The organism is Lactiplantibacillus plajomi (genome assembly GCF_005405405.1).
Taxonomy (GTDB): Bacteria; Bacillota; Bacilli; order Lactobacillales; family Lactobacillaceae; genus Lactiplantibacillus; species Lactiplantibacillus plajomi.
Genome location: NZ_BJDZ01000028.1, coordinates 1 through 24870, shown reverse-complemented (window position 1 = coordinate 24870; position 24870 = coordinate 1). Strand labels below are relative to the sequence as shown.

The following is a 24870-nucleotide window of genomic DNA, read 5'->3' as shown; positions in this document are numbered from 1 at the left end:
AAAACTCCTCTCTTATTGCACCGTAATCGTCATGTACAGTTTTTCCATTGCTTCATTAGGTTGAACTGCCAACGTCACTAAGATGGCGTCTTTATTCTCACCAGATGCAACCGTGACATCGTCAGCCTCAAAGTTGGTGATTGACCCACTATTTTGAAGTTGATCTAACTGTGCAACCAGGTTCGCCTTGAACAAGTCACGGCCAGTTTCGTCATTGTTAACCTTGCCGATAAACTGGTCCTCAAAGGTAGTCTGAGTTTGGTTGGCAATCCAATCAATCGTCCGAATCACTTGATTTTTGGCAAAGTAGCTTGGCTTATCGTCTGTGTAGCTAACAAGGGAATTAATGTCTTGTTCAACCACTACACCACCATCACGCTTAACCGTGAACAATAAGTGACCACTCTTTAAATTATCAATCGTGGCAGAATTCGACAGGCGTGGATTTGCGTCGACTGCACCCGGATATTCAGCATAAGTTAAGGATGAAGCACCGTTAATAGCTGAAGAGGCGCCAGCAATATAAGCCGCAGCCATTGTTGCATCTAACTTAGTGCCGTCAGTTAGAGCTACGCCATTAACGACGGTTGACACACCTTCATAATCCCAAGGCTTATCAGTAAGTTTGCCTGGCACAACCGCCGTCACCTTGTAGCCTTCTTCTTCACGCATCCGGCGAACCATTTCAACTAATAAAGCATGAATTGGATTATCATCCGCATACCCTGCCGTGGTTACCACGTTATACGTCATCGTTTCCATGACTTTGGATAATAATTCGGTTACATCACCGGCTTTTGAAGTCCCACCGGTTAACTTGTAAGACGTTTTACCCGTCAACGCAGCTAACTTAGTGGCCACATCTTCCGCAGTAGTAACATCGATAAAATCGTTACTCAATAGTGAAATGGTGCCATCCGCACTCACTGTTTGTTCGTCAACCGCTGTCGTATCAAGTAGAGTCGTAACGGTCAACTTACTATCATCAGTAGCATCTTTTACCACGTTGACGCTGATATCATTGCCACGAGTACCGCCAAACTTGGCTGTAAAGGTCCATGGTAAGGCATCATCCGTGACAGTTGCTTTCTCACCGTCGTTGGCATTAACTAGTAGCACCGTTAATGCTCCCTTAAGTGCCTCGCGAATAGTCACGGCCTTGTCATCAGATAGCGTTGTCCCAATCAATGCGCGAAAATTACTGTCAGCGGACAATTCAATCACACCGTTTGTCCCCCAACCATAATCCACGCCGTTAGCCAGAAGCACCCGACCAATAGTCGTATCTGGTTTTGCTTCTGCCACACCTTTAGTATTGATGTAAGCGCCTGGCCGTACTTTGTTCTGTGTTGTCCAAATTCCACCAGCCATTAGATAGCCTCCTTAAATTTCTTGATTTGTTGTTTAGCCTGATCGACTGAATACTCTTGGTCGTTGTCTAAAACCACGTTCAGAATATCTTTCTCAAGCTTGGTAAATCCACTAGCTTGTAATAAGTCAGCTTTACCATATCGTGCAACCTTAGTGACCCGCTTTGCGCGTACTTTAGTCATGTTTTAGACCTCCTTCAAAGTCTAATGATTGTTGTTTAGTGCCCTGGTCTACGGGAACGGCTCTAAACTTAACTTTAAAAGTTGCCACCAACGTGCTGTCACTCCGTTCAAAGTTCAGGTCCCGTATTTTGGCAAACTCTTGCAGTTGGGTAAAGTTATCGGACAAAAAGTCCTCCATCGCGTCCATGTCGGCGTTAGCCCCATCAGCATTTGGAAAGTACACCACTTCATAATGGTTATCCCGCCACTGAATACCGAACAAGTTAGGCTGTATGTGTCCCGTGATTTTACTTATGAAAAAAGACGGTTCTTTAAAACCGCCTCGTTGATTCTCCCGATAGATTGGTAAGTTCAGCCCCATACCCACTAATTCTTCGGCAATTGATTTGATTATATCGAAGGCCATTACATCAACCCCTGTAAATACTTTTGAAAGGCTGGAGTGAGCAACGAAGACATCTGATTATCGACTTCAAATAAAGTTTTCATCAGCATATGGCTACCTGAAACCCAGCCACCACTCCTCGTTCGGTGACCAGACTCGACGTACTGTGCGTACTCAATATTATTGAGCATCGTCAGCACAATGTCCGAGGAACTAATGGTGGGTCCCTTAAGTTCCCATCCTCGCCGAAGTGTTCCTGTGTCAACTGGCGTACGGTTTTTAACTCCCCGAAGTGCTTTTGAACCAACCTGGCGTACACTCTGGCTTAGTTCACGTTTAAGCCGTTGTGGTTTGCCTTGTGCACCAACCCTTTCAACGAAAGCCTCAAACTCTTTGGCATCAATCGTTCCCCAAGCCATCGTTAACCACCTCTTTAGCCTTTTCATCACGCACCATCGCAACTTCTTGGTGACTTGCATAGCCGGTATAACCTTTACTGGCACGCCGATACTCAGTTACCACGCTGTTCTGATCAGTCACGGTGATTAAGTCACCGGCTGCTACCTTAACGCCATTATCAATGATGAGCTTGGCATCATAGGCATCAGTCCCAAAGAACGACTGTTCACTGGTTTTGAGTCCTGATAGGACAACTTTGGCCGGTCGGTCTTTACAGACAGTCACATCTTCCGTCGTTGTGAACGGTCCATCTTTAACTTCACGAACGCCACTAATCGTTACCCGGTCATGCCATAATGTCGGCAGCACTCGTGCCATCCGTTTAAAGCCATTCATCGCTTCACCTTCCTGAACGCATTCAAAGCCAGCACAAAGTTATCGCTAATCGTGTTGACCTCCTGCAGCTCAAGGTAAGCCTGAGATGCCGACTTAAACTTCACGGAAGTGTCACCCTCAGAGATGCTATCAACGTCTCCTGACCGCTCATCAAGTGGTGTGAGTAATTGATGTGTGCTGATGAGTTGCAAGCACATCGCAATCATGGTGTTATCGAGCTCTTCCGGTAATTCAGCCATTGCAAGGTGACAGTAGTTGGCTACGTCAGCAATAGTCTTATCAAGCACATAATCCATTATCACGTCATAGGCAGCATTTTCAGGTTCATTCACTCGCAAGGCTTTTAACTTAGCCAGTAGAACTGGCCGTCGTGGTAGTTGCTCCATCTTATCTCACCTTATTTCAACTTATTCTCACTTCACTAAAGCTAGCAGATCAGCTTTAACCGCATTCGATTCATAACTGATACCTTGTTGATCAAGATAAGCTTTAATCTCCGCAATCGTATTCGCTTCCGTTGGCTTAGACACTACTCGCTTCATCCGTCACCGGTGTCTTATCACTGACTACGAATTCAATTCCTTTAGTTTTAGTCTTGAGTAAAAAGACATCTTCGTAGCTTTGTTCGTAATACAAGAAGTTACCACTGTTAGCCGCTGATGGATTGTCAAAGCCAGCAAAACTGTACTTCTGTGGTGCGATTTGAACACCATTTGAGATCAAGAACATCTCAATCTGCTTAGCGTCGTCCTTGAGCTTGGACCCAACCGTGAAGTCAAAGGCCGTTTGCATCAAGTCAGACGGTACCACCACGATAGTGACATCATCCAAGCTGTAGACCGTCCGTTGCACATTGTTCGGGTCAGACAATACCAACTGACGGTTCATTGCTTCCGCTCGCTTTAGAATGGCGTTGTTCTTCGGTGTGATGTACAGGTAACGACCAGTCTGTGAGACCCGTTGTTCATCCATGTTCACCATCATATCGTCGAAAGCAGTCAGGATATTCTTTTCGTCAATGGTATCGGTATGAATGCCATCATCCGCCGCAGCTTCCTTACGCTGGTATAACTTACTGAACATGAACCGGTCCATTTCCGGCATCTTTTCGTCCAAATTAAATTGCTTAGTGATGTTAGCCATTGAGATAACGTAATTAGATTCGTCGACGTCTGACGGGTCAACCAGCGTGCTCCAGTAACGTTCATTGGTTAGTTCATAACTATCCCAGTCGTTGGAATAGTTGGCTGCTGGTTGCGTAATCGTTCGCCGCTTACGGTCCCGGCGGCCTTCATCAATCGTTAAACGAGGCACTTTGATGTGCTTGGCACCATCAAAATTAATCACACTGTTAGCTGGTGAGTTCCATAATGCCGATGAAAAAAGATGTCCATCATAGAAAGCTTGTTGAATCGCTTGTTGATAGGCATCCGCGTAGTTAATTGTCATGTTGTATTCCTCCTAAGATTTAAATGCGTCAATCATTGCTTGGGCGGGGTCCGTATCTTGTGAACCACCACCACCATCAGGACTGTAATGGGACTTGGTACCTTCATCGAACAAATAGGCGTCTGACTTACGCAAAGCCGCTAACTGGTCGTCAACGCCTTCTAGCTTGCCATCGTCAGTCAACTTGACCTTGTCCATATCGAGTAGGCCTTTGACTGCTTTAGGATTACGGGCCTTTGCGCTGGACAATACCGTGTCCAGGGCACCGTTCAGCTTGGTTTGATTAAGCTGCGCGGTTAATGACTTGGTATCTTCGTCATACTTGGCTTGTAATTCAGTCACTTGCTTAGCTAGTTCTTCATTATTACCAAGCTGTTTCTTTAATGCCTTAAGATCCTTATCCCGATTAGCAACATTGCCTTTCAGCGTCTCGTTTTCCGCTTTGATAGCTTCCACATCACCCAAGGCATGCTTGGCATTCTCGATATCATGGCCATTAGTTTCCATAATCGAGTTAATCTGTTCTTCGGTTAGTCCCATTTTCGTTAATACTTCTCGTTTCACAGTGATCATCCTTTCACGCTTTTATTACGCGGTGCGACCGCAAATCAAGGCATAAAAAATAAGCCTTTTTACGTCTTGCTCGGGACAATGGAGTATAAAAATAGCACTCAACGCTTGGTTGGGTGCTTAGGCTCCGGGAATCATATTCTTAAAATCTTTCAGTGTGTTCTTTACTCGTTCCATCATGGAATTACTGAACAGGTACTCAATCCCGGCCGGCGTAATCTGCACATTTTCATATCGTAAAGTGCTGCCAGGCAGAGCTCTCACTTCAGTAACACCAGTAATATAACCTTCATTTGACATATTAAACAGGATGTACTCCCAATAAGTCGTATTGTAATTATAGCCTAGTTCTTGAAGCTCCTTATTACTAATTACTTTACCTTGTTTTAATAACGAATACAGACGTTTTAACAACATGTACATGATTACGAAGTAATCGTCTTTTGCCATCCCGGCACCTCCAAACTATTGCCATTCAATCTTAACGTGCCAATGGTCTTCGGTAATTTTACGAGCTTTATCCAGACATTCTTGAACATTAGGTGCGTACTTATAGTAACTATATTTAATTTCAGCAGTAAAATTATTTATCTCTAGATTATCTCGAAAACATTCCATTTCAGGTGTTTTATCGCCAATACCCGCAGCGTCTTGTTGTTCATTAAACCGATAGTATAGGAATTCTCTAATATCTGGGCTAATCTCATTTATTTTCATCAATGATGCCCACCTTTCCCCGATTCAATACGACAAACTTGTCGCCGTTCTTATTGTACCACCCATCAACACCTAAGCCCATCGCAATGTAATCGAATAACACCTCGCCAATCAACGGCTGTATATCCTCTTTAATACCGAGAATTCGCATTTGCTTTTGCAATGCAGCTTGAAATTTAAATTGGCTTACGATAATACTATCCGCAGTCATTGCAGCAGTTACCAGTTCATTAGGAACGTGATTATATTTTTTAGCGGTAAATTTATAATCTGCGCCAAAATATATGCCCCGCCCATTAAGTGAATTCTTAGTAGTTGAATATTCTAAATCGCCATGCAGTAATTGTTGTTTACGATCAGTATAACGATAAATCTTCGCACTATCAGGGATTAATAAAGAATCCTTCCAGCTAAGTATTGTTGGCTTGGTATCGTATCCCTGTTCATGGGCATAATCTAACATATTTTGACGGTAAGCACCGTGATGAATATCGTCCAGCACATCTGGCCGCGGCCGTTTAACCTGCGCTATCATGCCTTCTAACTGTGCAGCGGTCAGTTGACTAATGCGAACAATCGGCTTATTACTCAACATTTGAGTGATATCGCCGTTGTTCCAAACCTTATCGGCAATTCCATACTCTTTCCACCAATCCGCATAAGTAACGTTCTTAATTAACTTTCCTTTGCCAGTCTTAGGATCACGCATCCAACGCTCACCAATTTCTGGCAGGTCTGCCATCCATGGTACGGTCGTACACCGACAGCGGGGATGCATTAGCGGGTAGTTAATACCGACTTCACGCTCAGACAGCTTAAAGCGTTGCCCATCTAACTTAGCACAAACTGTACAAGTGTGCGTCTCCAAGGTTGCCATGTACTCGTACTGTTTTATCCCACTCTCTTCATAACTCTTAGCGGTGGCTTCCTCTTGAACGTGCCCCAATTCAGTTTGAACGAGATTATGAATCTGGTTACGTTTAACGTCCTGAAATTGAGCGTGCATCCGCTGGGCAACTTTATCAACGCCCCACCCCATCACCGTCGCTCGGAACAGCGAATCCATTAAGTAGCTCGGCAGTTCTTGCTGGTAATTCTGCCAAATCCGTTGTGAAAAGTCCTTGCCATCTTTGGCCCACGGTCGGGAAACAATCGTTCTTAACTGTATCTCGTTGAACCGAGCAAAGTCAGCGGTAAACGCCCCATGCTGAGCCTGCGTGTGATAAGTCGTTCGCATGTAAGTCTCTTGGTACTCATTAGCTAAGGCGGTTTCCATCTTGCTAGTGTGTTTCTTAGCCAGTCCACGGGTCAGTTTACGCATTTGTTCTTCTAGCGACGACAAACGAGCTAAACGTGAGCGATAATACTCAGCGTCTAGCTCGTCTTGATAACCACCCTGCTTAGCTTTTGCCTCAAACCGTTTGAGCGTCATTCGCCAGTGCTTGGTGCGAATACCATGTAGTGCTCGCATCGCCTGCTCTGAATTCAGCCCTTGGTTCTTGGTATAACGATCAACCCACATTGAGGCTTCTTTCGCCAGTTCCCGATACGCCCCATTCAATTCAGCTTGAATGCCCTTTTCAAATTGCTGAGCACTTTTTATTTCCCGCTGCTTTTCTCTTAGATGGCGTTTCTCCCAGTAACTAAGCTTGGTCATCGTCCCCACCGCCTAATTCCTGATTAACATCGAAACTAGCATAGCCGTCTTGGTTGACAACGTCATCTTGACGGCGTTCAAGTTCTGCTTGCCAGTCATCAACAATCGGGTTGGCTTTAGCAATTGCTTCATCGCTACTGTACTGAGCAATGGCAGCAACCACTTGGGCCTGTTCAAGTGAATTCTGAATGGCCGTACGGGTCCACGTTTGGTTAATTGGTCGCGAATCAGCATCAGTCGTCCCAAGCCAGTTCATAACGGCCCGCACCAGTTCTGTTAAGGCGTCACGGAAGTACGCCTCGGTGTTTGATGCTTTGAGCTCAAGGTGTCCATATAACGCACGAATTGCCGTACCAGACGCATTGCCAATCTCTTTAAAATCAGTTGGGTTTACGCCTTGACCATCAACAAAAATTTTGGCATCCGTCCTTTGTAGTACGTTGTCCCGTGCCTCAACCGGAATATCAATGGTTAGTTTATCGACGCCGGACTTATCGTTTGGACCAGCATTGTCCATCTTAATGGCTTTATCCTCTTTAATCGTTCGCATGAACTCGGATAATTCTTCGCCACCATAATTGGTCAACACTAAGATGACCTGTTGCACATCATTAATATCGTTCACGAAACCGTTATACACGTTATCGTAAACATCAATATAGCCCTTAATCTTTAATAATTCCGGGCGCCAGTCCTTATTTTTAGGGAACGCGATAAATGGCACTCGTCCAAAATTATGTTTAAGCACCGCACCACTACCAACCTCATCACCAGTCGACACATCGAAAGTCGGAATCCGGTCAGTGATTGGCGCTAGGTCGCTATAGTTAGGTAACTGCGATTTAAACGCCGTCATGTCCTTATCAGTCCAATATTCATGCACCGAATAGAACTTGCCGGTCTCTGAATCCAGCTTACGATATGAACGCCGTACGGCTAACAACTTGCTATCCAAGTCGCTACTGTAAATTGGCGTGACTTGATCAGGTGGGACAATCCCATACCTAAACTGACCATCGTCATCAAGCCAATAGTGCACCCATGCCACACCAGCATTACTGGCATCGACAACCAATTGATTCAATCGGAGGTTGAAGTTATCACCCAAGGTCGACTTAATCAAATCATTGAGCTCATCATCTTCAACGTCGATTGCCGGAGGTACCGTCGCCAAGTAGCCGGCTTCCTGGTCAACTAATAACTGCGCATAATTGCTGCTGACCCGATTATCAGCATGTCTTAGCGGTCCGTCTTCGGCCTCCTTACCTTCTTCGCGGGTCTTAGACTCACCGTTATTGCGTAGTGTGATGTCATTCTCGTTATGATAATAACGTAAGGCCGTGTGATAACGCTGATTAAAGCGACCACGCCGACCGTCAGTATTCTTCAATAGCTGAATCATCGTTTTCGTTTTCATGGCTTAAAACCTCCTTTACGCATAATCGACTCAACGGCGTATCGAACGGCATCAATGCTGTGGTCATCACCATCAGGGTACTCCGCTTTTAATTCGCCGTATTTGTCACGTTCTAACTCGTAAGCTGTAAACTCGCGAGCCGCATTCGGACAACGGACTGGGTCAATCACAATCTCGCGCAAATCCTGCAACCACTTAAATCCTTGGTCACGACTACCGGGCCCCTTGATGGCTCCGATCACGTTCAATCCCATGTCACGCAACTCAGCAATCGTACCGGGCGATGCCGAATCACCAGTGATAACTTTATTCTCTGGATCAAGCGGCTTGATCAAGTCCACGGCATTGCGGTTCTTTAAAGCCACTTTGTACACCTCGTTAAAGATGTAAAGCCGGTGCCTCGTGACATCAAAAAAGACCTCGACGTAAGCCAGCGGGTCGCTAGCAAAGCCAAAGTCCATACCTCGTTTAATATTGTCGAACAACTGAATCTCATCATCCGTTATTCGGCGTTTGTTAATATTGTTAAATACCTCGGCGCCCGTCCCGGTAATCTCTCCTAGGTACTCATGGGCGTACGCTTTGGGGTTGTCCTTCTTTAACTGCTCGGCATCTGCAAGGAATTCCTTGCCTAACCATTCTCTAGGGACACTTAGGTAGTCGGATTTATGCACCAAAGTGTCCTCACGCATACCTTCTTGGCTGGTAATCAGGTTAACCCAACTGTTCTGACTTGCTGGCGGATTGTAGCTATAAAAGGTGATAATGTTGGAGCCACCACGGTTTAACGACTGGTTAATGTTTCGTATTTCAGGCCAGCCGGCGAATTCGTCAACTTCCTCATAATGTTTGAACTTGGTATAGCCTCGACGGAACTTCTGTGACTTAATCTTTCGCGGCTTGTCAGCCCCCTTGAATCGAATTTGCTGCCCAGTTGGGAGGTACGTTAGAATCATCGGGCTAACCGATTCTTTCCAATAATCACCAACACCGAGAACATCAATCGCCCAAAGATACTGGTCGAATACTGAATCTCTTAGCGTATTCGCAACCTTACGGAGTACCACTGCGTTGGCCTCTGGGTCTTTCATGATACCGAGCACAATTTCAATTGAAACAAAGCTTGATTTAGTTGAGCCACGACCGCCCATGAGCCAGTAATTGGCATGGCGCTGATGCTTGATGTCAACGTGCAGGTTATAAAACGAGGCAGCTAATTTACTTTTAAGACTCACTTCTGTCACGCTCGTTTCCCCCTTCAACATCATCTTTAATCAGCACGCCATGCGCAGTCTGGTCCGCAATACTCGTGTCCTTCATAATCTTGTTCAAGCTGTCCAGTGCTTTCTGCTTGTCATATAGTTTGACCACCAGGCCATCTTTGCCACGGTGGATATCTTGGACCAATGACCAATCAATCTGATTACTTGGCTTAAGATAAATGTCAGCAACGTGTCTCTTCACTGGCTTATCATCTGTATCCAAGAATACATCGCCGTCGGTATCCTGCACCAACTCTTCATGAACCTTGTAGTCCAAGACATCGCCTAGACTGGCAAATGCCTGCTTGGCATACTCCTGGGCGATATCATCAGCAGTTACGTACAGGTCGGCACGTTGTTGTTTCTTCAACTCTGTAAGCTGCCTTTTTACCCGAGCATTTCCGAGCATTCTCGGCCCATTCGTAACTGCAACATCATAGTTACACCCATAGGCTTTCTGATATGCCCAAGTGGCGTTGAAACGTTGCAAATAAAAGAGACAGAACGACTTCTGCTTATCCGTAAGCTCGTCGTTTGCCTCTAGTTCATCTACTATTTTGGGTGCAACTTTGTGTGCACCCTTTTTTAATTTTGTGTGCACACCTTCTGGCTTAGGGGGTGCCCCTTTTTTAGGTGTTCCACGTTGCCAACCATATCGACGCTTCCACGTCTTGACAGTATTCAAGCTGACTTCATACTTGGATGCAATATCCTTGTACTTCATACCAGCCATATAGTCTTGTTCAGCCTGCTCATACTTTTCTGTCATTACATACCACCACACCTCCGTTAATTGGAATTAATTAGTCTAAATTTTGTAGCATCGATTCTCAAACTTTTTGTAGGCGTCTAGGTAGATCTCACCCTTATCACCGTTATAGGTAAGCTCGTAGTACATGCCATCACTTAACGTCGTGCTGAGTAACGCTTTGCTATTCTGTAATGCTTTAACTTGCCAAACAATAAAGACATCATCGACAGTGATTTGTTTTCCATCAGTTACATCTAAATGTTCATTAGCGTAGTCCAGCACTAAGGCTTTGCATTTACTTGTAAATTCAACATCGTTCATTCTTAATTACCACCTTTTTATTTTTCTCCAAACTAAAAGCGCCATGCCGTTTAGCGCGACGCTTCTTATCCTTGTACCACTTATCTAGCCGGGCATCATAGATCATATCTGTAGCATAAGGCGCTCTAAGGCACCTGCTAGTCGGCTTACCGTCACCGGTTACCAACCATCTCAGTTTTTTTAACGTAACCTGCTGGTTTCGAACCAGCGCTCCTAAACATCTAGTTCAGTGCTCAACCAACCGAGCTCAAGCTACGTAATGGTTGGCTCTTAGCTTCCAACCAATGTGATTGGCGTGGAATCGAACCATGCACGGAAAGTCAAACCGCCCTCTTCCGGCACCGAGTACCGGTTACAATCACACATACCTGTCTCTGCAATTCCATTCAAGGAGTAGATTAATGGTCGTATCTTCCCACTCATTCACGCTATCAATATACCATCTAAAAAGGGACATTGTCTGGACACGATTGGGACAATTAGCTAACCATCTCTTCTAAGCTAACAATCCCAAATAAGAATATCGAAAACTCTTGAATTGCTTCTTTTTGATCGCGCTTAATCGTCTTTTCCGAGACATCAAAATAGTCAGCGATTTTCATGAACGTCCATTTCTGCGGATTGATGTACATATTTTGAATGACAAAATATCGCCGTTGAACTGCTAAATCACGTTTCTTGGCATAATTTTTGTAAGCTTGTAGCATTAAGTCCGTGTACTCCATCATCTTATTTGTACGTGCCTTATAGCCCATGACACTACGCAACTTTAAATCATCCGCGTTAAATACGTCCTTCAAATAACGATCAATGTCTGTATCGATGTCCCTCGAATGCTCTTTCAAAATATCATAATTTTTCAGCAATAACCTAGTATTCTTAACTCTCCATGTCTGCTCATTCTGAAATTGTCGTTTACGTTCATCGTGTACAAGGTCAGTAACTAACTTTGTTATCTCACGAATTAACTTTTGTTCCATACAGTCGCTCCTTTCTAGCTAACATCTACGGTTACTTTCATAAATACAAGCCAGTGCGTTTTCCCACGCTTATCACCGAATAATGGCAGATAACCAATGGCATCTAACAGTTCGCTCAACTTAATTTGCTCTTCGTTCCACTTAAAAATTAACGTGCCATGCGGCTTCAAAACTCGCATACACTCAATAAATCCCTGACGCAAGTCAAAAGGCCATGTTTCATCGAGCGTGCCGTACTTCTTAGCTAACCATGATGATTTTCCAGCGCTTCGCAAGTATTGTAAACTTCAATCTCATTCCTCTTTCTCGTCTAAATCTGTAATAAGATACTGCCCATTGCGAATAGCACCCAAGCGGTATCGCACCCATGAGCTGCTATACCCCAATTGAATCTGCGCAAAGCGAACTGTAATTCTATGCTCCAGGGCTTTCTTGAGCACGTTGTACTCGTGTCTTGTCATTTCCACGTACTTAATATCAAGGTCCTTGATACCCTGCATCTTGTGCAGATAATCTACTTCTGACTTGGGTGCCTTCAGCACACTACCATGTCGTGCCTCAATGGCTTGCAGCTCGCTCATAACATCCAACCAACCTGCCTTCGCCGTCATAAGCCAACTTCCTTTCTAGCTCATGTTCGTAGTGCTCGTGAATAACATCCGTGCAATTCGGGCAAGGGCCAACTGTGACCCCATAAGCCCCCACTGGGCTATATACCACCTTGTTGCCATTACAAAGTCTACATGTCATACGTTCCGTACCCCTTTCATACCATCAAATACCAAGCGGTGCTCACTGTTCTTGGTAAATAAACGGTCAATCGTTTTCTTATCGTACATATCTCGTAACTGATCACGGGAATTGTTAGTCGTGATGATAGTGCTGTATCGGGCCCTGTTATGCTCGAAGTCTACCCGTGCATTAGCGACCTGGTACATTAGCGTTTGCAGGTCCTTGTGAACCGGCTTGTAATAGCCACTCTCCGTCGGCTTACCACCTTCCGTTCCGAAGTCATCAAGCACCAACACGTCCACCGACTTCATGTCCTTTGCGATGTACATCAACCGCTCCTGAACGTCGTTGGCTGAGTACCTGTCATTTACCAACCGTAGCAGCTCTGCAGTTGATACAAACATTGCCGTTTTGCCACATTGCATGAGTTGTGACATCATTGCCAGAGCTAGTGCAGTCTTGCCCACGCCCCGATCACCAACCATGGCTACATTAAACGGCTTGGTAATCATTTCTTTCGCCAATACAAACGCTTGATTTCCTAGTTGTTTAGCCTTTACCTGATTACGTTGGGCATCAACCTGCCAGTCGCTGAACTTAAATCGTAATGGAACGTTACCTGACCAAACACTCATGCGATAGTAATAACGTTGTCGATTGGATTCAACACTTCTTTGGGCCATGTCAACCGTCCGTTTATTCAGTTCCTCGACCGTTGGTAATTTACTTGGATCAATATTCTTCTGCTTAATTACTTTGGCCACTAAACGTTGGTCAATCAGTTTCCCGACTTTATTCATCAATCATCACCAAACCAATCCTTTTCCGACTCTTTGGGGCGATTATTTAAATAGCCCTCAAATTTTGACGCTCTAAACAACGTTTCCGGTCTTAAATATTGCGCTGCTGGCTTTCCCTTTATTCTGCTATGCAACCAAGCCGCGCACTGATTATCAATGACTGTTTTCATGTCGTCGACTGTAAAGCCACCGTCATTGTGTCTGGCAACTATGATTCTCTTATTACTCTCTGTGTACCTAAACCGCTTGCCTGCCTGCTGGTTTAGATAGTCGATTACGGATTTCCAGTCGAACGGTTCGGCTTCAGCCGGACTATGTTCTTTACTACCCTTACCTAACCTATCCTTACCTAACCTAACCTGGGTATCCATTCTGGATACATTTGGTATGACATCTGGTATACCAGGCTCTAATTGTTGGTATGACTGGTTTTCGTCAACTGATAATTCCCGTTTATGATCAACATAAATAGTCGAGCGATACCGGTCTTTACGAATATAGTTATGAATCCGCCAATCTTTAATCACAGCCACACCATCATCAAAGACAATGACAAATTGTTTAGCTATCAATAATTTATAATCATCATTGCTAGCGCTAACCATCCTTAGAATTGTTCTTGCATTACCCAAGAATCCGTCATCATCAGCATTCATCATGAGGTGCAAATAAAGGGCTTGCGCGGATAATGGTAAATCCATGAACAAATCAGTTTCGGTGATCTGCTTGCTAAACATTCTTCTTTGTGCCATTCGCCCCACCTCAACTTAGAACTGACTTGGTCCGATATGGAACTGCTTGAACAGCCAAATTCTGAATTCTCTTCTGTAATCGTTTCTTATCGGTTCTTGCTTCCGTCAATGTCGAATAAACTGCTGCAGCCGCGCCATTTACTAACAATACGTAAACCATAATCTCCTCCAATCACGGGCCTTCCACCCGCTCGGTGTATTAGTCACTGCTGTACTTACCTCTCAAGCCAATTCGTTTTAACGTTTCTCTATCTAACTTGATACCGCCCACTGGAACATGATACTTAGCACTAAACGCCTTTGCTCCAATCTGCTCAATTTCACCATGATGCCGCCGACACAATGCAATAACGTGTCGCTTGCTGTGATCAACGTGCGTTCGATTTAACCCGGACCCAATCACATCGACATGATGGATATCCGCTCGCCCGCCACAAATCATGCAAACTCGGTGACGGCAGCACTCGAACAGATAATATTCTTGGTCGCGCGGTAGTAGCTCATAGCCACGCTTAAACGGTACGTGCCATTCAAACATGAAGTCGATAACTAGGTCTAATAGTACATTTGCATCGCTTACACTTGATTCTGTGGTGTCTGACAGGCTGATTTGCTTGCCTTTGGTGTAAGTTGCGTATTGCAAATAGAACATTGACTTCAAATAATCGTGTGGAACTACTGACCAATCCGCAATGTCATTGAGCAATGCAAAGAATAAGCGCCGCTGCTGTGGCCTGGCTTTGCGCGTGTCAGCTAATTCCCAGTCCATATAGAATTGGTCGGTTGAGCCGCTAACCGTCTCGATATGCTCTAAATTTGGCTTCTTGTCCAACTCTGTAGCAAGCCAGTACTTACCGTTATGAACAACTAGTTCCGTCCGGGACCGTTGCATCTAAATCACCCCAACTAAAACGGTACATCATCATCGCTGATATCTATCTGATTGCCATTATTCTCAAACGGTCCACGCTTGGTATTGCCAATTTTGCTATTTGTACGACTAGCAGCTGTATCGATTGCTTCGTCATTACCGTGATTCAAGCGCTGAGACTCCTGCTTGCTATCCACAAAATCAAACGTATTCACGACTACATCTTGCGTATAGTGTGTCTGACCGTCCTTGTCATAACGTCCACTCACTAACTGACCCGTCACGCCGATTCGACTCCCTTTGTGAAAATAATTTGCCAAATTCTCTGCTCGCTTTTCCCATGCTTGACAACGAATGAAGTTGCTTTTATCGTTATACCCTCGAACGGCAATCGAAAATTGAACGACTGCCTTACCGCTATTTGTATAACGCAATTCTAAGTCGTTAGCTACCCGACCATATAAACTAACTAAATTCATTAATTTCCACCTTCCAAATTATGACGCATTTGTTTTGCCGCGTTGAAAAATTTCACAGCATTACTGGTATTGTTCAGTTCTGAGTCAGCGTACCCAGTTTGGCCGATTAACTCTTGATAAATTTCAGCTTGATCACGCCCGGTTGCTTGACTAATTAACTCAATCTGTCGCATGGCTTGCTTTAACGGACCATTATCAGAATTGCCACTATTTCGATTACTACGTTGTTGAGTGCCTCTGTTTGGACGACGTTGGTTACTTCCATACTGATGAGAACTATTACCCGATGCCTGTCCTTTACCAGTTGCTTCACCATCGTCATCCGCTTCAGAGCTCACACCAAATGAGGTGCCTAGTGAATAACGTTTTGCGTAAGTGATTGCACTACCGGCGCTCTGTGGTTGACCGTTCGTTGAGAAACTCATCCATGGAGACTGGTACATGTACCCGTCCTTATGTGTGAGAACAGTCCGAACACGAATGGCTTTCTGGTCCGCCTCAGCTTCCTGATACCAAGCGATACCCGTACCTTTCAGTCCCATGTCAATTGACTTAATCAAATCGTCTAAAAGGACGTAATCGTAAGCCTTGTTACCACCCTTAGTCGCATAACCGACATGACCGTTCTTGGCGGGCGCCTTGACTTGCTCTCTAAACTTCGTTAGTCCTGCAAAAAAGGCAGCTTGTAGTTCCACGCGCTTTTCAGGCGCAATCTTAAATGACACTTGTGATTCAACCTGCTTTTCCGTCATGAGTTCACCGCCTCAAACTTGATACCGTGCTTTCTCATATAGCTTGCTAAGTCCCACATTTGGTCCTTAGTGGCCGTTATCTTCAGCGTCCGAACTACAGAAATAACCTCACCGGTATCAGTATCAACAATCTTACCGGTGCTCGTTTCCTGTTGATGTTCAGCCGCAGCTTCGGCACGTAAGCGTCGCTGTTCTTCCCGCTTCTTAGCCTGTGCAACTTGGTTATCAATACCTGTCAGCAAATACTGGACATCCTGTCCCTGTTTAAGCTGGTCAATCCACGGCATTGGATCCACATCAACCGCTTGCGCATACTTGGTGACCATTGCAGTTTCAGTCGCTAGTTTGTCTTTAGCATCTTTCACTGACTTCATGACCGATGCAACTTCGTCGGTTAAGGGACGCCCCTTTAGTGTCTTGTTCAGCCATTTAGGGTCCAGCTCAATTTCGTCAATTTCGACGTCATAAGCGGGGGCCATTGCCGCAATCAAATTGCGTACTTCGTTTTCTTTTTGTTGCTTACGCTGTGCTTCCAGCTCGCTCAGTCCAGTATCAATCGGCTGAATCACGTCATCAATATTGGCTTCGAGCGCCTTAACCTTTGCTTCGAACTCCTTAAGCGGACCATTATAGTCCTTCTTAATTTCCTTACGTCGCTCGTCCAAGGCTCTCTTAAGTCTGTTAAGCTTTGCCCGAAGCTTCTTGGTTTCAGCAGCGTTGGCATCCGTAATCACCAAGTCGGAATAGCGTTTCATGTATTGAACAATCGCCGCCTGCAAACCTTCGTAGTTGTTAATCTCAATAGGCGCAGGTTGATAGTTTACTGAATAGTCCGGTAAATTAATCACTTCATTTACCATTATTCGAACCCCCGTAGTTGATTTAATTCATGTTCCAAACAATCAAGCTCTTTGTAAGCCTCAAACAAAGTTGCAGTTAAGAATCGCTGCGTTTTTGGTTCTTTCGGACTAGGTGCATTTACCAGTCCAATACCCATTTTCTGAATTTTAATCTGATTCATTTTTTTACTGATAGAATCCATCATTTTTCACCCTTTCGCCGCTTACTATTAACTTCTGATAAGTCAATAATTGCGTGCTGTTGATCAACCATTGTAAGCTTGTACTTGTAGACAAAAGCATCCAGATTAACAGCGTCTGTTTTCTGACCCAACTTTTTAGCGAGATATGAAAATCCAGTTTGTAACGAACTTTTACCCAAAGTTGACAGCTTATTTGCACCTTCATTACCTTCACCATTTCGCATGAACGTCAGCAATAATTTGCCATCATAGTAGCCGAAGGTAACAAAACGAAAGCCAGCTAACATTTTTTTGCAGGCCGCATTAAAATATGCTTTCTTACTATCCAGTGTCAGCAGCGGAACAGTTACGCTGATATTCTTTTTTGGCGTACTAATTGAGATGTACTTTGTAAAGTCGTACCTAGGTTTACTCAAATTACTGAATTTATCAAAATCGGTCTGAGTAGCAATCATCCCAGCCACCCCCAAAGACGTTGCCATAAAGTCGGTTTAAGCGTATGATAGACACGTAATTTGATGAAATATGCGTCTAACGCGGTACCTGCGACTGGTTGCACCCGGTCGTGGGTATTTTGTTGTTTAAGCCAAACCTCAAACGGTTTCCGTGATACCTTTCTCATAACTTACTGCCTCCTCGATTAACCCGTTCTAAAACATCCAGAAATAGATCAAACCTATTCTTACCAGCCTGCACAACTGCAATTCTGCGCGATGATTTGCCAAAGTAGTCTTGCTTAATGGCCATGACTTCACCAATACCGCCCTTAATTAATACTCGTCCAGACGAATACACGCTGGGATAAGTCACGCGATCCCCAACCTCAACCTTCATCAACATCACCTTCTAATCGCGGTAATTCAAAATGCCATTTACCGTCCTCACTCGCCTGTGGTTTGTAACAGTCGATACCAGCAAGTACCAGTGCTTCCAGAAACTGCTGACTGTACCGTTTTGAACCCGGTTTCGTGAACTTAGCGTTCAACGTAAACTGAATCGTCATCAACAATTCCTTTTCGTTTTCATCAATTGCACGCTGATCACGCGCCTTTAGTGCATAGTTAATCTCATCCGTATATTCCATATAAAACGCCTCCTTAAATTCCAAACCAGTTCTTAATCTCGTGTCGCTTAAACCACAGTGCCGTAATTACCCAGGTAACTAGCGCCGTAAACACCCAATCTGGTAGCACAATCATGATTGTTCTCCTAACTTTTTCCATGCCCTGCCTAGGCCAATTAATCACTAAATTCTTGATGTTCATCTAAATATTTGATTACTGCTCGTTTCCAGTAACGGCGGTCACTCCCAACCATGTAGTAAGGAAACCCTGGCTTTGTTAGAAAGCTCTTGGTTAAGATTGTGGGAGAAACCCCAAGCCAGTCTCCTAACTCACTTTTATTGAGCAATTCATCACCTAACAACCGTTCTCGAACAGCCGGGAGTAAAGCAACTGCTATCCGATTAACGATTCTATCCAGAAATCGACGTGTTGATTCAGGATCCAGACCGATATTCATCCATATCACCCTCCTTCAATAGCCATACTTCATAACATTTCGGTCTGCATGTTCAATTTGGACACGCAGCTTTATACCAGTTGTTCAACTAGTGGCATGATTCCCCTTGACTTCAAAAAGTCGTATAAGAATTTTTGCCCCGATTGTGTCCACTTCATTGTGTTGCGTACCTTCTTAATACCATCGCTATTCGTGTACTCGTATGGTTCAACGTGCGTGTAGCCTTCGTTCTGGTACTTTGCATACAGTAGCCAAGTCTGGCCTTGTTTGTATTGGATGCCCAAGCCATGCAGCAGCTTATTAAATTCTCGCGTTGAGTAACCATAGTTCTTGGCAATCATCGAGATTGTTTCCAGCCCCTGATTGGCTAACATTCGGTCAGTGTAGTCTGCTTTCGGCTGCAACTCTTTGATAACTAAGTCTTTTTGTTTAAGCTGGCTACCTGCTTGTAACAGCAAGTCGCCCAGCGCGTCTTTGTCGTGTGTAATGTCATAAGCCGTCTTATCGGTCATGTAAACGCCGCTCTTGCGGATAGATGGCAAAACTTGTTCGTAAACAAAATCTTGAAACGGCTCAGCACTTGGAAGCTTACTTTGACTGGCCAGTTGATAAATGCCCGGTTCAGAAATTACAATCATTGTTTGCGTTCCTGAGGGGGTGTTGATTTGACACTCCCTTTTGTACTTGCTTTTAACATGGGACTTAATCGCATTTCTAAAACTTAAATCCGTGTACCCAATTGCTAACGCTGAATCCTTGCCAACAAAATAGGGTTCATTATCAACCAACACTGTTCGTACCTGCTTACCCTCAAAGCTAAATGGTTTTAATGCGTTCAAAACTAATCATCTCCTTATTAATTATTGATATCTAAAACCTTGTAAATCTTCTGGCGAATTCTAACTGACTTTGGTGACGTATCGGCATGAATCGCACGATTCAGTTGGGTAGGCCCTTCGCCAATTAATTCTGCTAATTCAACTTGGCTCATGCCTCGTTCAAGTAGACGAATTTTAATTTTACTGGTAATTGCCTTCGCCCCAATAATCATTTTTTCTTCGGTCATTTTCTACCCTCCTTAGTAATTTATTCATCAAGTTATTGCATTTTCTACCACTTATGATAAAATCAGGGTATAAGAAATAAGCACATAAAAACCTTCTTCTTGCTGTTCTCGCCAAAGTTGAGCTTTGAAGTTGCTAGTTTTTTGTTGCTCAATTACTTGATGAATACATTATCAATCATTCGTGATAAAAAGTCAAATGATTTTCTACCACTAGGGATAATCCTTTTCATCAATACCCTTAGGAGTGTTGATATGACAACGTTAGAAAGAATAAAAAAACTTTCTAAGCAGCGGGGCTGGTCACTGCAAACCCTAGCTGAAAAAGCTGATTTGGGCAAAAATAGTATTTATCGTTGGGATACTAAAACTCCCAGCACTGCAAGCTTACAAAAAGTCGCAAGAGTTTTAAATGTCACCGTCGCAGAATTGATTGGAGACAATATTAGCAAAAATTCTACAAACGAGCCCAAGCACATCGACGTGAACGAAATCGTTGATTCGTCAGCCATGCTGACATCACGCGATCATGCCCTCTCCGATGAGGACCAGGCTGCTATTCGTGCCCTGGTAAAAACCTACTTAGAGAGTAAGGAAGGTCAGGACCGGCTTCGTAAGTTCGGTAGTTATGGCGATGATGGAAAGAAAATTGATAAGAAATGAAGTGATTAGATGATTTATGATACATTGGACGAAGCGCTTACCGATATCGATAAGATAGGAACGTGGGACCCAGATTATCTAATCAGTCACTACGAATTGGATTATCGTCTCGTGAGTGACCTACCGGATAATGTTAGCGGTTACTCCCTTCCATTGACGCGAACTTTCTTCGTCAATAGTAAGGCTTATTCGATAGTTTTCTCAAAGTGCCACGAGATTATGCACTGCTTACTTGATTCAACCTCCGAGCCTCTTATTGATGCTAGTATGGTCTCTAATAGTAAAATAGAAGCCCGAGCTAATCACGGTGCCTTCTATATCATGGTTAGGCACTACATGAACCAAACTGGTCTTGAGCCCGCGGATTTCGATGTCGTTCGTTTTGGTGAAACATGCAACCTCAAACCTAAGTTTTTATTTGAAGCCGGAAACGTTGCTGAAGAAGCCCTCAATATCAAGATACCCAAACATCAATTCTATAAGTGAGGCCACCCATGCAATCATTCAAAAGAATCGTCAATTACCTAACCAACATTAAACAGCATTCCAAAAAATCAGCTACTAACAGTACTACCGAGAAAGTTTTTACTGAAATTGAAATGGATGACCGTCGCATTGAACAGTATCAAATTGAATGTAGGAAACTTTATGATTTATGGCGCAATAAAAACTACATCGCCGCTGAGAGTTACGGTAAAAAAATAATTGATCATGATAACTGGCTACCCGGAGTGTTTGACACAATGGCAAAACTATATCGTCGCCAAAAAAGATACAACGAAGAAATACAAATACTAGAAATAGGAATACAAGCACAAAAACGACATCATAATCCTGGCGTAGCATCAAGAAACTTTCAAGAACGTATTGAAAGAGTATACGAACTACAATCTAAGGAATGATTATTTCAAATGAAAACGCCCCACTGCTGGTAACAGTAGGACGTAGTTAACAATGGTACGTATTTACAAAATAATTATATCATTGGAGGCAATGTAAATGAACATGAAAAAAGTAGCAACATTAGGGGTCTTACTACTAACAGGGGCAACTTTAACTGCTTGTGGCAGCTCAAAGGAATCATCATCTGATTCTAGTACTAAAGAAAGCTCAGCTAAAAGCACAACAAAGACCGTTAAGAAGTCATCTTCAACGAGTGCTAAGAAAGAAATCTCACTCGAAAATTATAAGAGCATCAAAGTTGCCCTGCCTAATGGTGGCACCTCGACCAGCAAAAGTGCCGTTGAATCCATGTTTGGTAAATCTGATCAGAGTACTGAAACTAGCATTACTGGATTGGACAAAAAAGCTACCCAATACACTTGGACAAACGTTGGCAAGAGTTTAAGTGGTGCTTCAGTTAGCGTTAGTTTTTACGGTAAACAAGCTGTTGCAAAAGCTTACACAAATGCCAAGTTAACACCAAATAGTAAGGTTACTTCAGACTCAATCAAGAATATCAAAACTGGTGATTCATTAGAATCTGTAGAATCGAAACTAGGTACTCCTAATGCTGAGTCCATGTCAGGATCCGGCGCTTTAAGTGCTCAAATTCTTAATTACACTAGCATTAAGGGAAAGACTGGTGCTTCTGTTACGTTCACGTTCACTAATAATAAGTTGATTTCAACTACTAAGACTAGCTTCTAAGCAATTCTGAATAACAAAAGCACATTCCCCTACCCGCCAAGATAATGGAATGTGCAGCTACATTAGTGGGATAATCCACACTTTTTGTATACATAATTTTACCACATATAAGGAGGTGATGCCGATAACATCCTAAAAATCCCATGCCCTGCCTAGGTCGGATGAAAGGATGAATATAATGGCAACAATTGTTAAAGGAAAAAACGGATATAACGTTAGAGTTTCATACTACGATGATTTTGGAAAACGTCATTTTTTGAGAAAGTCTGGCTTTCGCACAAAAATGGAAGCCCAATTATACGCGCAGCAGCAAGAGGTACGTAAATTGTCGGGTGAGAATATCGCACAGTCGGATATTAGTTTCTATAACTATATGCTTAGTTGGTACGAAACCTACAAAAAAGAAAGCGTTGCACCAGCAACTAGACGTAATTACGAATATACACTGAATCAAGTCGATTTGTACTTCCAGAGAATGCCAATAGTTAAGGTAACAAAATCGCGCTATCAACAGTTTCTAAACCATTTAGCTAAGCAGTTTGCTCGTGAAACGGTAGCAAAGATTGCTGGTCACTGCAGATCATGCGTAGAATATGCGGTTGATGATGATATTTTGCGGAAAAACTTTACCAAGCATACTAAAATACCATTAACTAAAAGTGATGATGCAGACGCAGCCATCAACTTTTTAAACGTTTCCGATATGACTAAACTCAAGGAATATATTCTACCTAAAGCCGGTATTAATAATGTGGGTGCTCTAATGGTACTCTTTGGCTTGCTTACTGGTGCTAGATATTCCGAAGTTGCTGGTATGACTTGGGACTGCATTGACTACAAGCATCTTACGATTACAATCAATAAGACACTGGATTATAAGGACGACTATGGCTTCCTGCCAACCAAGACCCAAGCTTCAAAAAGGACCATTACAATTACTAAAGAATTAGCCACTGCCTTGGATAGGTTTCATCGCGATCAAATCAGTCTTAAAATTACTGATATGCATCATCTGATGTTTCTTGGAAAGAATGGTAAGGTACCTTCTAACTCTGCCGTAAACCAGCTCTTAACTCGTATTCACAACAAAATAGGTATTAGAAGAATCACGTTTCACGGCCTGCGACATACTCATGCAAGCTATCTAATATATAAGGATGTATCCATCTATGTTATCAGTCATCGCCTTGGTCACTCCGACGTTGGTATCACACAACGAGTTTACGCACACGTCATTTTAGAATTAGAACAGACTCAACAAGAAAAAATAAACGATGTACTTGAGCAGTTTTAGACTGGCACCAAAAGTGGCTCCATTATGGTGCCAACTAGTGGCACCATGACTAAGCAATCACTTGATACTATTACGTTTAGAACACTCGGTTGGATTTATACAGATCGTCCCCTACTATTTTGCAAGGTGGCACCAAAATGGCACCAAAGCATGACGTTAGGTGACGTTCCATGACATTAACAAAAATAAAAAAGCCGTTATATCAACGATATAACGACTTTTTAAAGGTACCTAAAGCTATCTGTGAGCTTCAAAGTACCGGCGATCGGGGTCGAACCGATACTCCCTCAACGGGAACTGGATTTTGAGTCCAGCGCGTCTGCCAATTCCGCCACGCCGGCAAAATAAATATGGGTTGAAATACTGATCAGGATTATAACCTTTTCAGGAAAGGCGGTAACCGGATTTGAACCGGTGATGAAGGTTTTGCAGACCTCTGCCTTACCACTTGGCTATACCGCCATCATTTTATGCCCGAACCCAACTGGGTTAGCTGGATTCGAACCAGCGCATGATGGAGTCAAAGTCCATTGCCTTACCACTTGGCTATAACCCAATCAAAGGGCGGTAGGTGGGAATCGAACCCACGCGTGCCGGAGCCACAATCCGGTGCGTTAACCACTTCGCCACTACCGCCATCATGGCAGGGATAGTAGGAGTTGAACCCACACCGACGGTTTTGGAGACCGTTGTTCTACCATTAAACTATATCCCTATAAAGAATGGAGGGGAGTGGATTCGAACCACCGAACCCGAAGGAGCGGATTTACAGTCCGCCGCGTTTAGCCAGACTTCGCTACCCCTCCATAAATGGCGCGGGACGGAATCGAACCGCCGACACATGGAGCTTCAATCCATTGCTCTACCGACTGAGCTACCGAGCCATAACATTCTTCATGATGGTAATTATTCTATTAGTGATGATCTAAGTCATCAGATGGAGGATACAGGGCTCGAACCTGTGACCCTCTGCTTGTAAGGCAGACGCTCTCCCAACTGAGCTAATCCTCCATAATGACCCCTACGGGATTCGAACCCATGTTACTGCCGTGAAAGGGCAGTGTCTTAAACCACTTGACCAAGGGGTCATAATATAAATATCTAACTAACGGAGAGTAAGGGATTCGAACCCTTGAAACAGGTATAACCCGTTTACAGCATTTCCAATGCTGCTCCTTCAGCCACTCGGACAACTCTCCATGGCTTACGTAGATAACTCCGACAGGCGGGCTCGAACCGTCGACATCTTGATTAACAGTCAAGCGCTCTACCAACTGAGCTATGTCGGAATAATCGCATGGCAACGTCCTACCCTCGCAGGGAGCGATCCCCCAACTACTCTCGGCGCTAAGAAGCTTAACTTCTGTGTTCGACATGGGAACAGGTGTATCCTT

Annotated in this window: 35 protein-coding genes, 11 tRNA genes, 1 rRNA gene and 2 pseudogenes; 5 read left to right on the top strand and 44 right to left on the bottom strand. The window is 43.8% G+C overall.

Translation table 11 applies throughout. The annotated features are described in order from the left end of the window. Positions 1-12: 12 nt before the first annotated feature. The 32 genes and pseudogenes from FFM82_RS10945 to FFM82_RS10795 form a co-directional block, all read right to left on the bottom strand. Positions 13-1371 (bottom strand): phage tail sheath family protein, encoded by a 1359-nt coding sequence (locus FFM82_RS10945; RefSeq protein ID WP_137645848.1) that lies wholly within the window; start codon positions 1369-1371, stop codon positions 13-15. Next, positions 1371-1553 carry a hypothetical protein gene (locus tag FFM82_RS10940; protein ID WP_137645847.1) on the bottom strand — a complete coding sequence of 61 codons (183 nt, stop codon included), beginning with the start codon at positions 1551-1553 and terminating at the stop codon, positions 1371-1373. The genes FFM82_RS10945 and FFM82_RS10940 overlap by 1 nt, the downstream gene beginning before the upstream one ends. Beyond that, positions 1546-1959, bottom strand: coding sequence for a phage tail terminator family protein (locus FFM82_RS10935; RefSeq protein WP_137645846.1), 414 nt, complete (start codon positions 1957-1959; stop codon positions 1546-1548). Before FFM82_RS10935 ends, FFM82_RS10940 begins: the two co-directional genes overlap by 8 nt. Beyond that, a complete protein-coding gene (locus FFM82_RS10930) occupies positions 1959-2357 on the bottom strand; it encodes an HK97 gp10 family phage protein (protein WP_170178285.1) in 399 nt (132 codons plus the stop codon). Before FFM82_RS10930 ends, FFM82_RS10935 begins: the two co-directional genes overlap by 1 nt. Further along, positions 2338-2733, bottom strand: coding sequence for a hypothetical protein (locus FFM82_RS10925; RefSeq protein ID WP_137645844.1), 396 nt, complete (start codon positions 2731-2733; stop codon positions 2338-2340). The genes FFM82_RS10930 and FFM82_RS10925 overlap by 20 nt, the downstream gene beginning before the upstream one ends. After that, entirely contained in the window at positions 2730-3119 is a 390-nt protein-coding gene (locus FFM82_RS10920) for a head-tail connector protein (RefSeq protein ID WP_137645843.1), read from the bottom strand. Before FFM82_RS10920 ends, FFM82_RS10925 begins: the two co-directional genes overlap by 4 nt. Before the next feature lie 27 nt (positions 3120-3146). Beyond that, positions 3147-3260: pseudogene (locus FFM82_RS13775) on the bottom strand (HeH/LEM domain-containing protein); the annotation flags it as partial. Then, positions 3256-4182: a capsid protein gene (locus tag FFM82_RS10915; RefSeq protein WP_170178284.1), complete on the bottom strand. Its 927-nt coding sequence runs from the start codon at positions 4180-4182 to the stop codon at positions 3256-3258. The gene FFM82_RS10915 and the pseudogene FFM82_RS13775, both read right to left, overlap by 5 nt. Positions 4183-4194: 12 nt before the next feature. Next, positions 4195-4746, bottom strand: coding sequence for a phage scaffolding protein (locus tag FFM82_RS10910; protein WP_137645842.1), 552 nt, complete (start codon positions 4744-4746; stop codon positions 4195-4197). A gap of 126 nt (positions 4747-4872) precedes the next feature. Then, the gene (locus FFM82_RS10905) at positions 4873-5202 is read right to left on the bottom strand and encodes a YjcQ family protein (protein WP_137645841.1); all 330 of its coding nucleotides are present in this window, start codon (positions 5200-5202) and stop codon (positions 4873-4875) included. Positions 5203-5217: 15 nt separating this feature from the next. Then, a complete protein-coding gene (locus tag FFM82_RS10900) occupies positions 5218-5469 on the bottom strand; it encodes a hypothetical protein (protein WP_137645840.1) in 252 nt (83 codons plus the stop codon). Further along, positions 5456-7126: a minor capsid protein gene (locus FFM82_RS10895; protein WP_137645839.1), complete on the bottom strand. Its 1671-nt coding sequence runs from the start codon at positions 7124-7126 to the stop codon at positions 5456-5458. The genes FFM82_RS10900 and FFM82_RS10895 overlap by 14 nt, the downstream gene beginning before the upstream one ends. Further along, positions 7113-8543 carry a phage portal protein gene (locus FFM82_RS10890; protein WP_137645838.1) on the bottom strand — a complete coding sequence of 477 codons (1431 nt, stop codon included), beginning with the start codon at positions 8541-8543 and terminating at the stop codon, positions 7113-7115. Before FFM82_RS10890 ends, FFM82_RS10895 begins: the two co-directional genes overlap by 14 nt. Next, positions 8540-9787, bottom strand: a complete 1248-nt coding sequence (locus FFM82_RS10885) for a PBSX family phage terminase large subunit (RefSeq protein ID WP_225425686.1) — start codon at positions 9785-9787, stop codon at positions 8540-8542. Before FFM82_RS10885 ends, FFM82_RS10890 begins: the two co-directional genes overlap by 4 nt. Next, positions 9768-10574, bottom strand: a complete 807-nt coding sequence (locus FFM82_RS10880) for a terminase small subunit (RefSeq protein ID WP_137645837.1) — start codon at positions 10572-10574, stop codon at positions 9768-9770. Before FFM82_RS10880 ends, FFM82_RS10885 begins: the two co-directional genes overlap by 20 nt. Positions 10575-10613: 39 nt before the next feature. Then, the gene (locus FFM82_RS10875; protein ID WP_063732526.1) at positions 10614-10877 is read right to left on the bottom strand and encodes a DUF6275 family protein; all 264 of its coding nucleotides are present in this window, start codon (positions 10875-10877) and stop codon (positions 10614-10616) included. 479 nt (positions 10878-11356) lie between these two features. Continuing rightward, positions 11357-11857, bottom strand: a complete 501-nt coding sequence (locus FFM82_RS10870) for a hypothetical protein (protein WP_137645836.1) — start codon at positions 11855-11857, stop codon at positions 11357-11359. A gap of 14 nt (positions 11858-11871) precedes the next feature. Further along, a pseudogene (locus tag FFM82_RS10865) lies at positions 11872-12135 on the bottom strand (SAM-dependent methyltransferase); the annotation flags it as partial. Between the two features lie 15 nt (positions 12136-12150). Further along, complete coding sequence (locus FFM82_RS10860) at positions 12151-12468, bottom strand: hypothetical protein (RefSeq protein ID WP_137645835.1); 318 nt, start codon at positions 12466-12468, stop codon at positions 12151-12153. Positions 12469-12603: 135 nt separating this feature from the next. Beyond that, on the bottom strand, positions 12604-13389 hold the full coding sequence (locus FFM82_RS10855; RefSeq protein WP_137645834.1) for an ATP-binding protein: 786 nt from the start codon (positions 13387-13389) through the stop codon (positions 12604-12606). Continuing rightward, the gene (locus FFM82_RS10850) at positions 13389-14141 is read right to left on the bottom strand and encodes a conserved phage C-terminal domain-containing protein (RefSeq protein ID WP_137645833.1); all 753 of its coding nucleotides are present in this window, start codon (positions 14139-14141) and stop codon (positions 13389-13391) included. The genes FFM82_RS10855 and FFM82_RS10850 overlap by 1 nt, the downstream gene beginning before the upstream one ends. Positions 14142-14340: 199 nt before the next feature. Beyond that, positions 14341-15033: a putative HNHc nuclease gene (locus tag FFM82_RS10845; RefSeq protein ID WP_137645832.1), complete on the bottom strand. Its 693-nt coding sequence runs from the start codon at positions 15031-15033 to the stop codon at positions 14341-14343. A 14-nt stretch (positions 15034-15047) separates the two neighbouring features. Next, the gene (locus tag FFM82_RS10840; RefSeq protein WP_137645831.1) at positions 15048-15491 is read right to left on the bottom strand and encodes a single-stranded DNA-binding protein; all 444 of its coding nucleotides are present in this window, start codon (positions 15489-15491) and stop codon (positions 15048-15050) included. Then, on the bottom strand, positions 15491-16243 hold the full coding sequence (locus FFM82_RS10835) for an ERF family protein (RefSeq protein WP_137645830.1): 753 nt from the start codon (positions 16241-16243) through the stop codon (positions 15491-15493). The genes FFM82_RS10840 and FFM82_RS10835 overlap by 1 nt, the downstream gene beginning before the upstream one ends. Continuing rightward, positions 16240-17103 (bottom strand): DUF1351 domain-containing protein, encoded by an 864-nt coding sequence (locus tag FFM82_RS10830; protein WP_137645829.1) that lies wholly within the window; start codon positions 17101-17103, stop codon positions 16240-16242. The genes FFM82_RS10835 and FFM82_RS10830 overlap by 4 nt, the downstream gene beginning before the upstream one ends. Next, the gene (locus tag FFM82_RS10825) at positions 17103-17285 is read right to left on the bottom strand and encodes a hypothetical protein (RefSeq protein WP_137645828.1); all 183 of its coding nucleotides are present in this window, start codon (positions 17283-17285) and stop codon (positions 17103-17105) included. Before FFM82_RS10825 ends, FFM82_RS10830 begins: the two co-directional genes overlap by 1 nt. After that, entirely contained in the window at positions 17285-17740 is a 456-nt protein-coding gene (locus tag FFM82_RS10820; protein ID WP_137645827.1) for a hypothetical protein, read from the bottom strand. Before FFM82_RS10820 ends, FFM82_RS10825 begins: the two co-directional genes overlap by 1 nt. 163 nt (positions 17741-17903) lie before the next feature. Beyond that, complete coding sequence (locus FFM82_RS10815) at positions 17904-18119, bottom strand: hypothetical protein (RefSeq protein ID WP_137645826.1); 216 nt, start codon at positions 18117-18119, stop codon at positions 17904-17906. Next, entirely contained in the window at positions 18109-18369 is a 261-nt protein-coding gene (locus FFM82_RS10810; RefSeq protein WP_137645825.1) for a hypothetical protein, read from the bottom strand. Before FFM82_RS10810 ends, FFM82_RS10815 begins: the two co-directional genes overlap by 11 nt. Positions 18370-18524: 155 nt before the next feature. Next, a complete protein-coding gene (locus FFM82_RS10805) occupies positions 18525-18806 on the bottom strand; it encodes a hypothetical protein (protein ID WP_137645824.1) in 282 nt (93 codons plus the stop codon). A 71-nt stretch (positions 18807-18877) separates the two neighbouring features. Beyond that, entirely contained in the window at positions 18878-19645 is a 768-nt protein-coding gene (locus tag FFM82_RS10800) for a phage antirepressor (RefSeq protein WP_137645823.1), read from the bottom strand. Positions 19646-19662: 17 nt separating this feature from the next. Further along, positions 19663-19872 (bottom strand): helix-turn-helix domain-containing protein, encoded by a 210-nt coding sequence (locus FFM82_RS10795; RefSeq protein WP_137645822.1) that lies wholly within the window; start codon positions 19870-19872, stop codon positions 19663-19665. A gap of 252 nt (positions 19873-20124) precedes the next feature. On the opposite strand from FFM82_RS10795, the gene FFM82_RS10790 reads away from it, so the two are divergent. From FFM82_RS10790 to FFM82_RS10770, 5 genes are all read left to right on the top strand, one after another. After that, positions 20125-20532 (top strand): helix-turn-helix domain-containing protein, encoded by a 408-nt coding sequence (locus FFM82_RS10790; protein ID WP_137645821.1) that lies wholly within the window; start codon positions 20125-20127, stop codon positions 20530-20532. A gap of 9 nt (positions 20533-20541) precedes the next feature. Beyond that, positions 20542-21018, top strand: coding sequence for a hypothetical protein (locus FFM82_RS10785; protein WP_137645820.1), 477 nt, complete (start codon positions 20542-20544; stop codon positions 21016-21018). Positions 21019-21026: 8 nt separating this feature from the next. After that, on the top strand, positions 21027-21434 hold the full coding sequence (locus FFM82_RS10780; protein WP_137645819.1) for a hypothetical protein: 408 nt from the start codon (positions 21027-21029) through the stop codon (positions 21432-21434). Between the two features lie 97 nt (positions 21435-21531). After that, positions 21532-22182, top strand: a complete 651-nt coding sequence (locus FFM82_RS10775; RefSeq protein WP_137645818.1) for a DUF3862 domain-containing protein — start codon at positions 21532-21534, stop codon at positions 22180-22182. A gap of 178 nt (positions 22183-22360) precedes the next feature. Continuing rightward, a complete protein-coding gene (locus tag FFM82_RS10770) occupies positions 22361-23476 on the top strand; it encodes a tyrosine-type recombinase/integrase (RefSeq protein WP_170178282.1) in 1116 nt (371 codons plus the stop codon). Between the two features lie 256 nt (positions 23477-23732). Here the strand turns inward: FFM82_RS10770 and FFM82_RS10765 are convergent. From FFM82_RS10765 to rrf, 12 genes are all read right to left on the bottom strand, one after another. Beyond that, positions 23733-23817 (bottom strand) — tRNA-Leu (locus FFM82_RS10765). Positions 23818-23867: 50 nt separating this feature from the next. Then, a tRNA-Cys gene (locus tag FFM82_RS10760) sits at positions 23868-23938 on the bottom strand. A 22-nt stretch (positions 23939-23960) separates the two neighbouring features. Further along, positions 23961-24032: transfer RNA gene (locus FFM82_RS10755), tRNA-Gln, on the bottom strand. A 7-nt stretch (positions 24033-24039) separates the two neighbouring features. After that, positions 24040-24112 (bottom strand) — tRNA-His (locus FFM82_RS10750). Positions 24113-24117: 5 nt separating this feature from the next. Further along, a tRNA-Trp gene (locus FFM82_RS10745) sits at positions 24118-24191 on the bottom strand. Between the two features lie 8 nt (positions 24192-24199). Next, a tRNA-Tyr gene (locus tag FFM82_RS10740) sits at positions 24200-24282 on the bottom strand. A 5-nt stretch (positions 24283-24287) separates the two neighbouring features. Next, positions 24288-24360, bottom strand: a tRNA-Phe gene (locus tag FFM82_RS10735). 54 nt (positions 24361-24414) lie between these two features. Beyond that, a tRNA-Val gene (locus tag FFM82_RS10730) sits at positions 24415-24487 on the bottom strand. Between the two features lie 4 nt (positions 24488-24491). Beyond that, positions 24492-24564 (bottom strand) — tRNA-Glu (locus FFM82_RS10725). Positions 24565-24585: 21 nt separating this feature from the next. After that, a tRNA-Ser gene (locus FFM82_RS10720) sits at positions 24586-24675 on the bottom strand. Positions 24676-24692: 17 nt separating this feature from the next. After that, positions 24693-24765, bottom strand: a tRNA-Asn gene (locus FFM82_RS10715). 6 nt (positions 24766-24771) lie between these two features. Beyond that, a 5S ribosomal RNA gene (gene rrf, locus FFM82_RS10710) occupies positions 24772-24870 on the bottom strand; the annotation flags it as partial.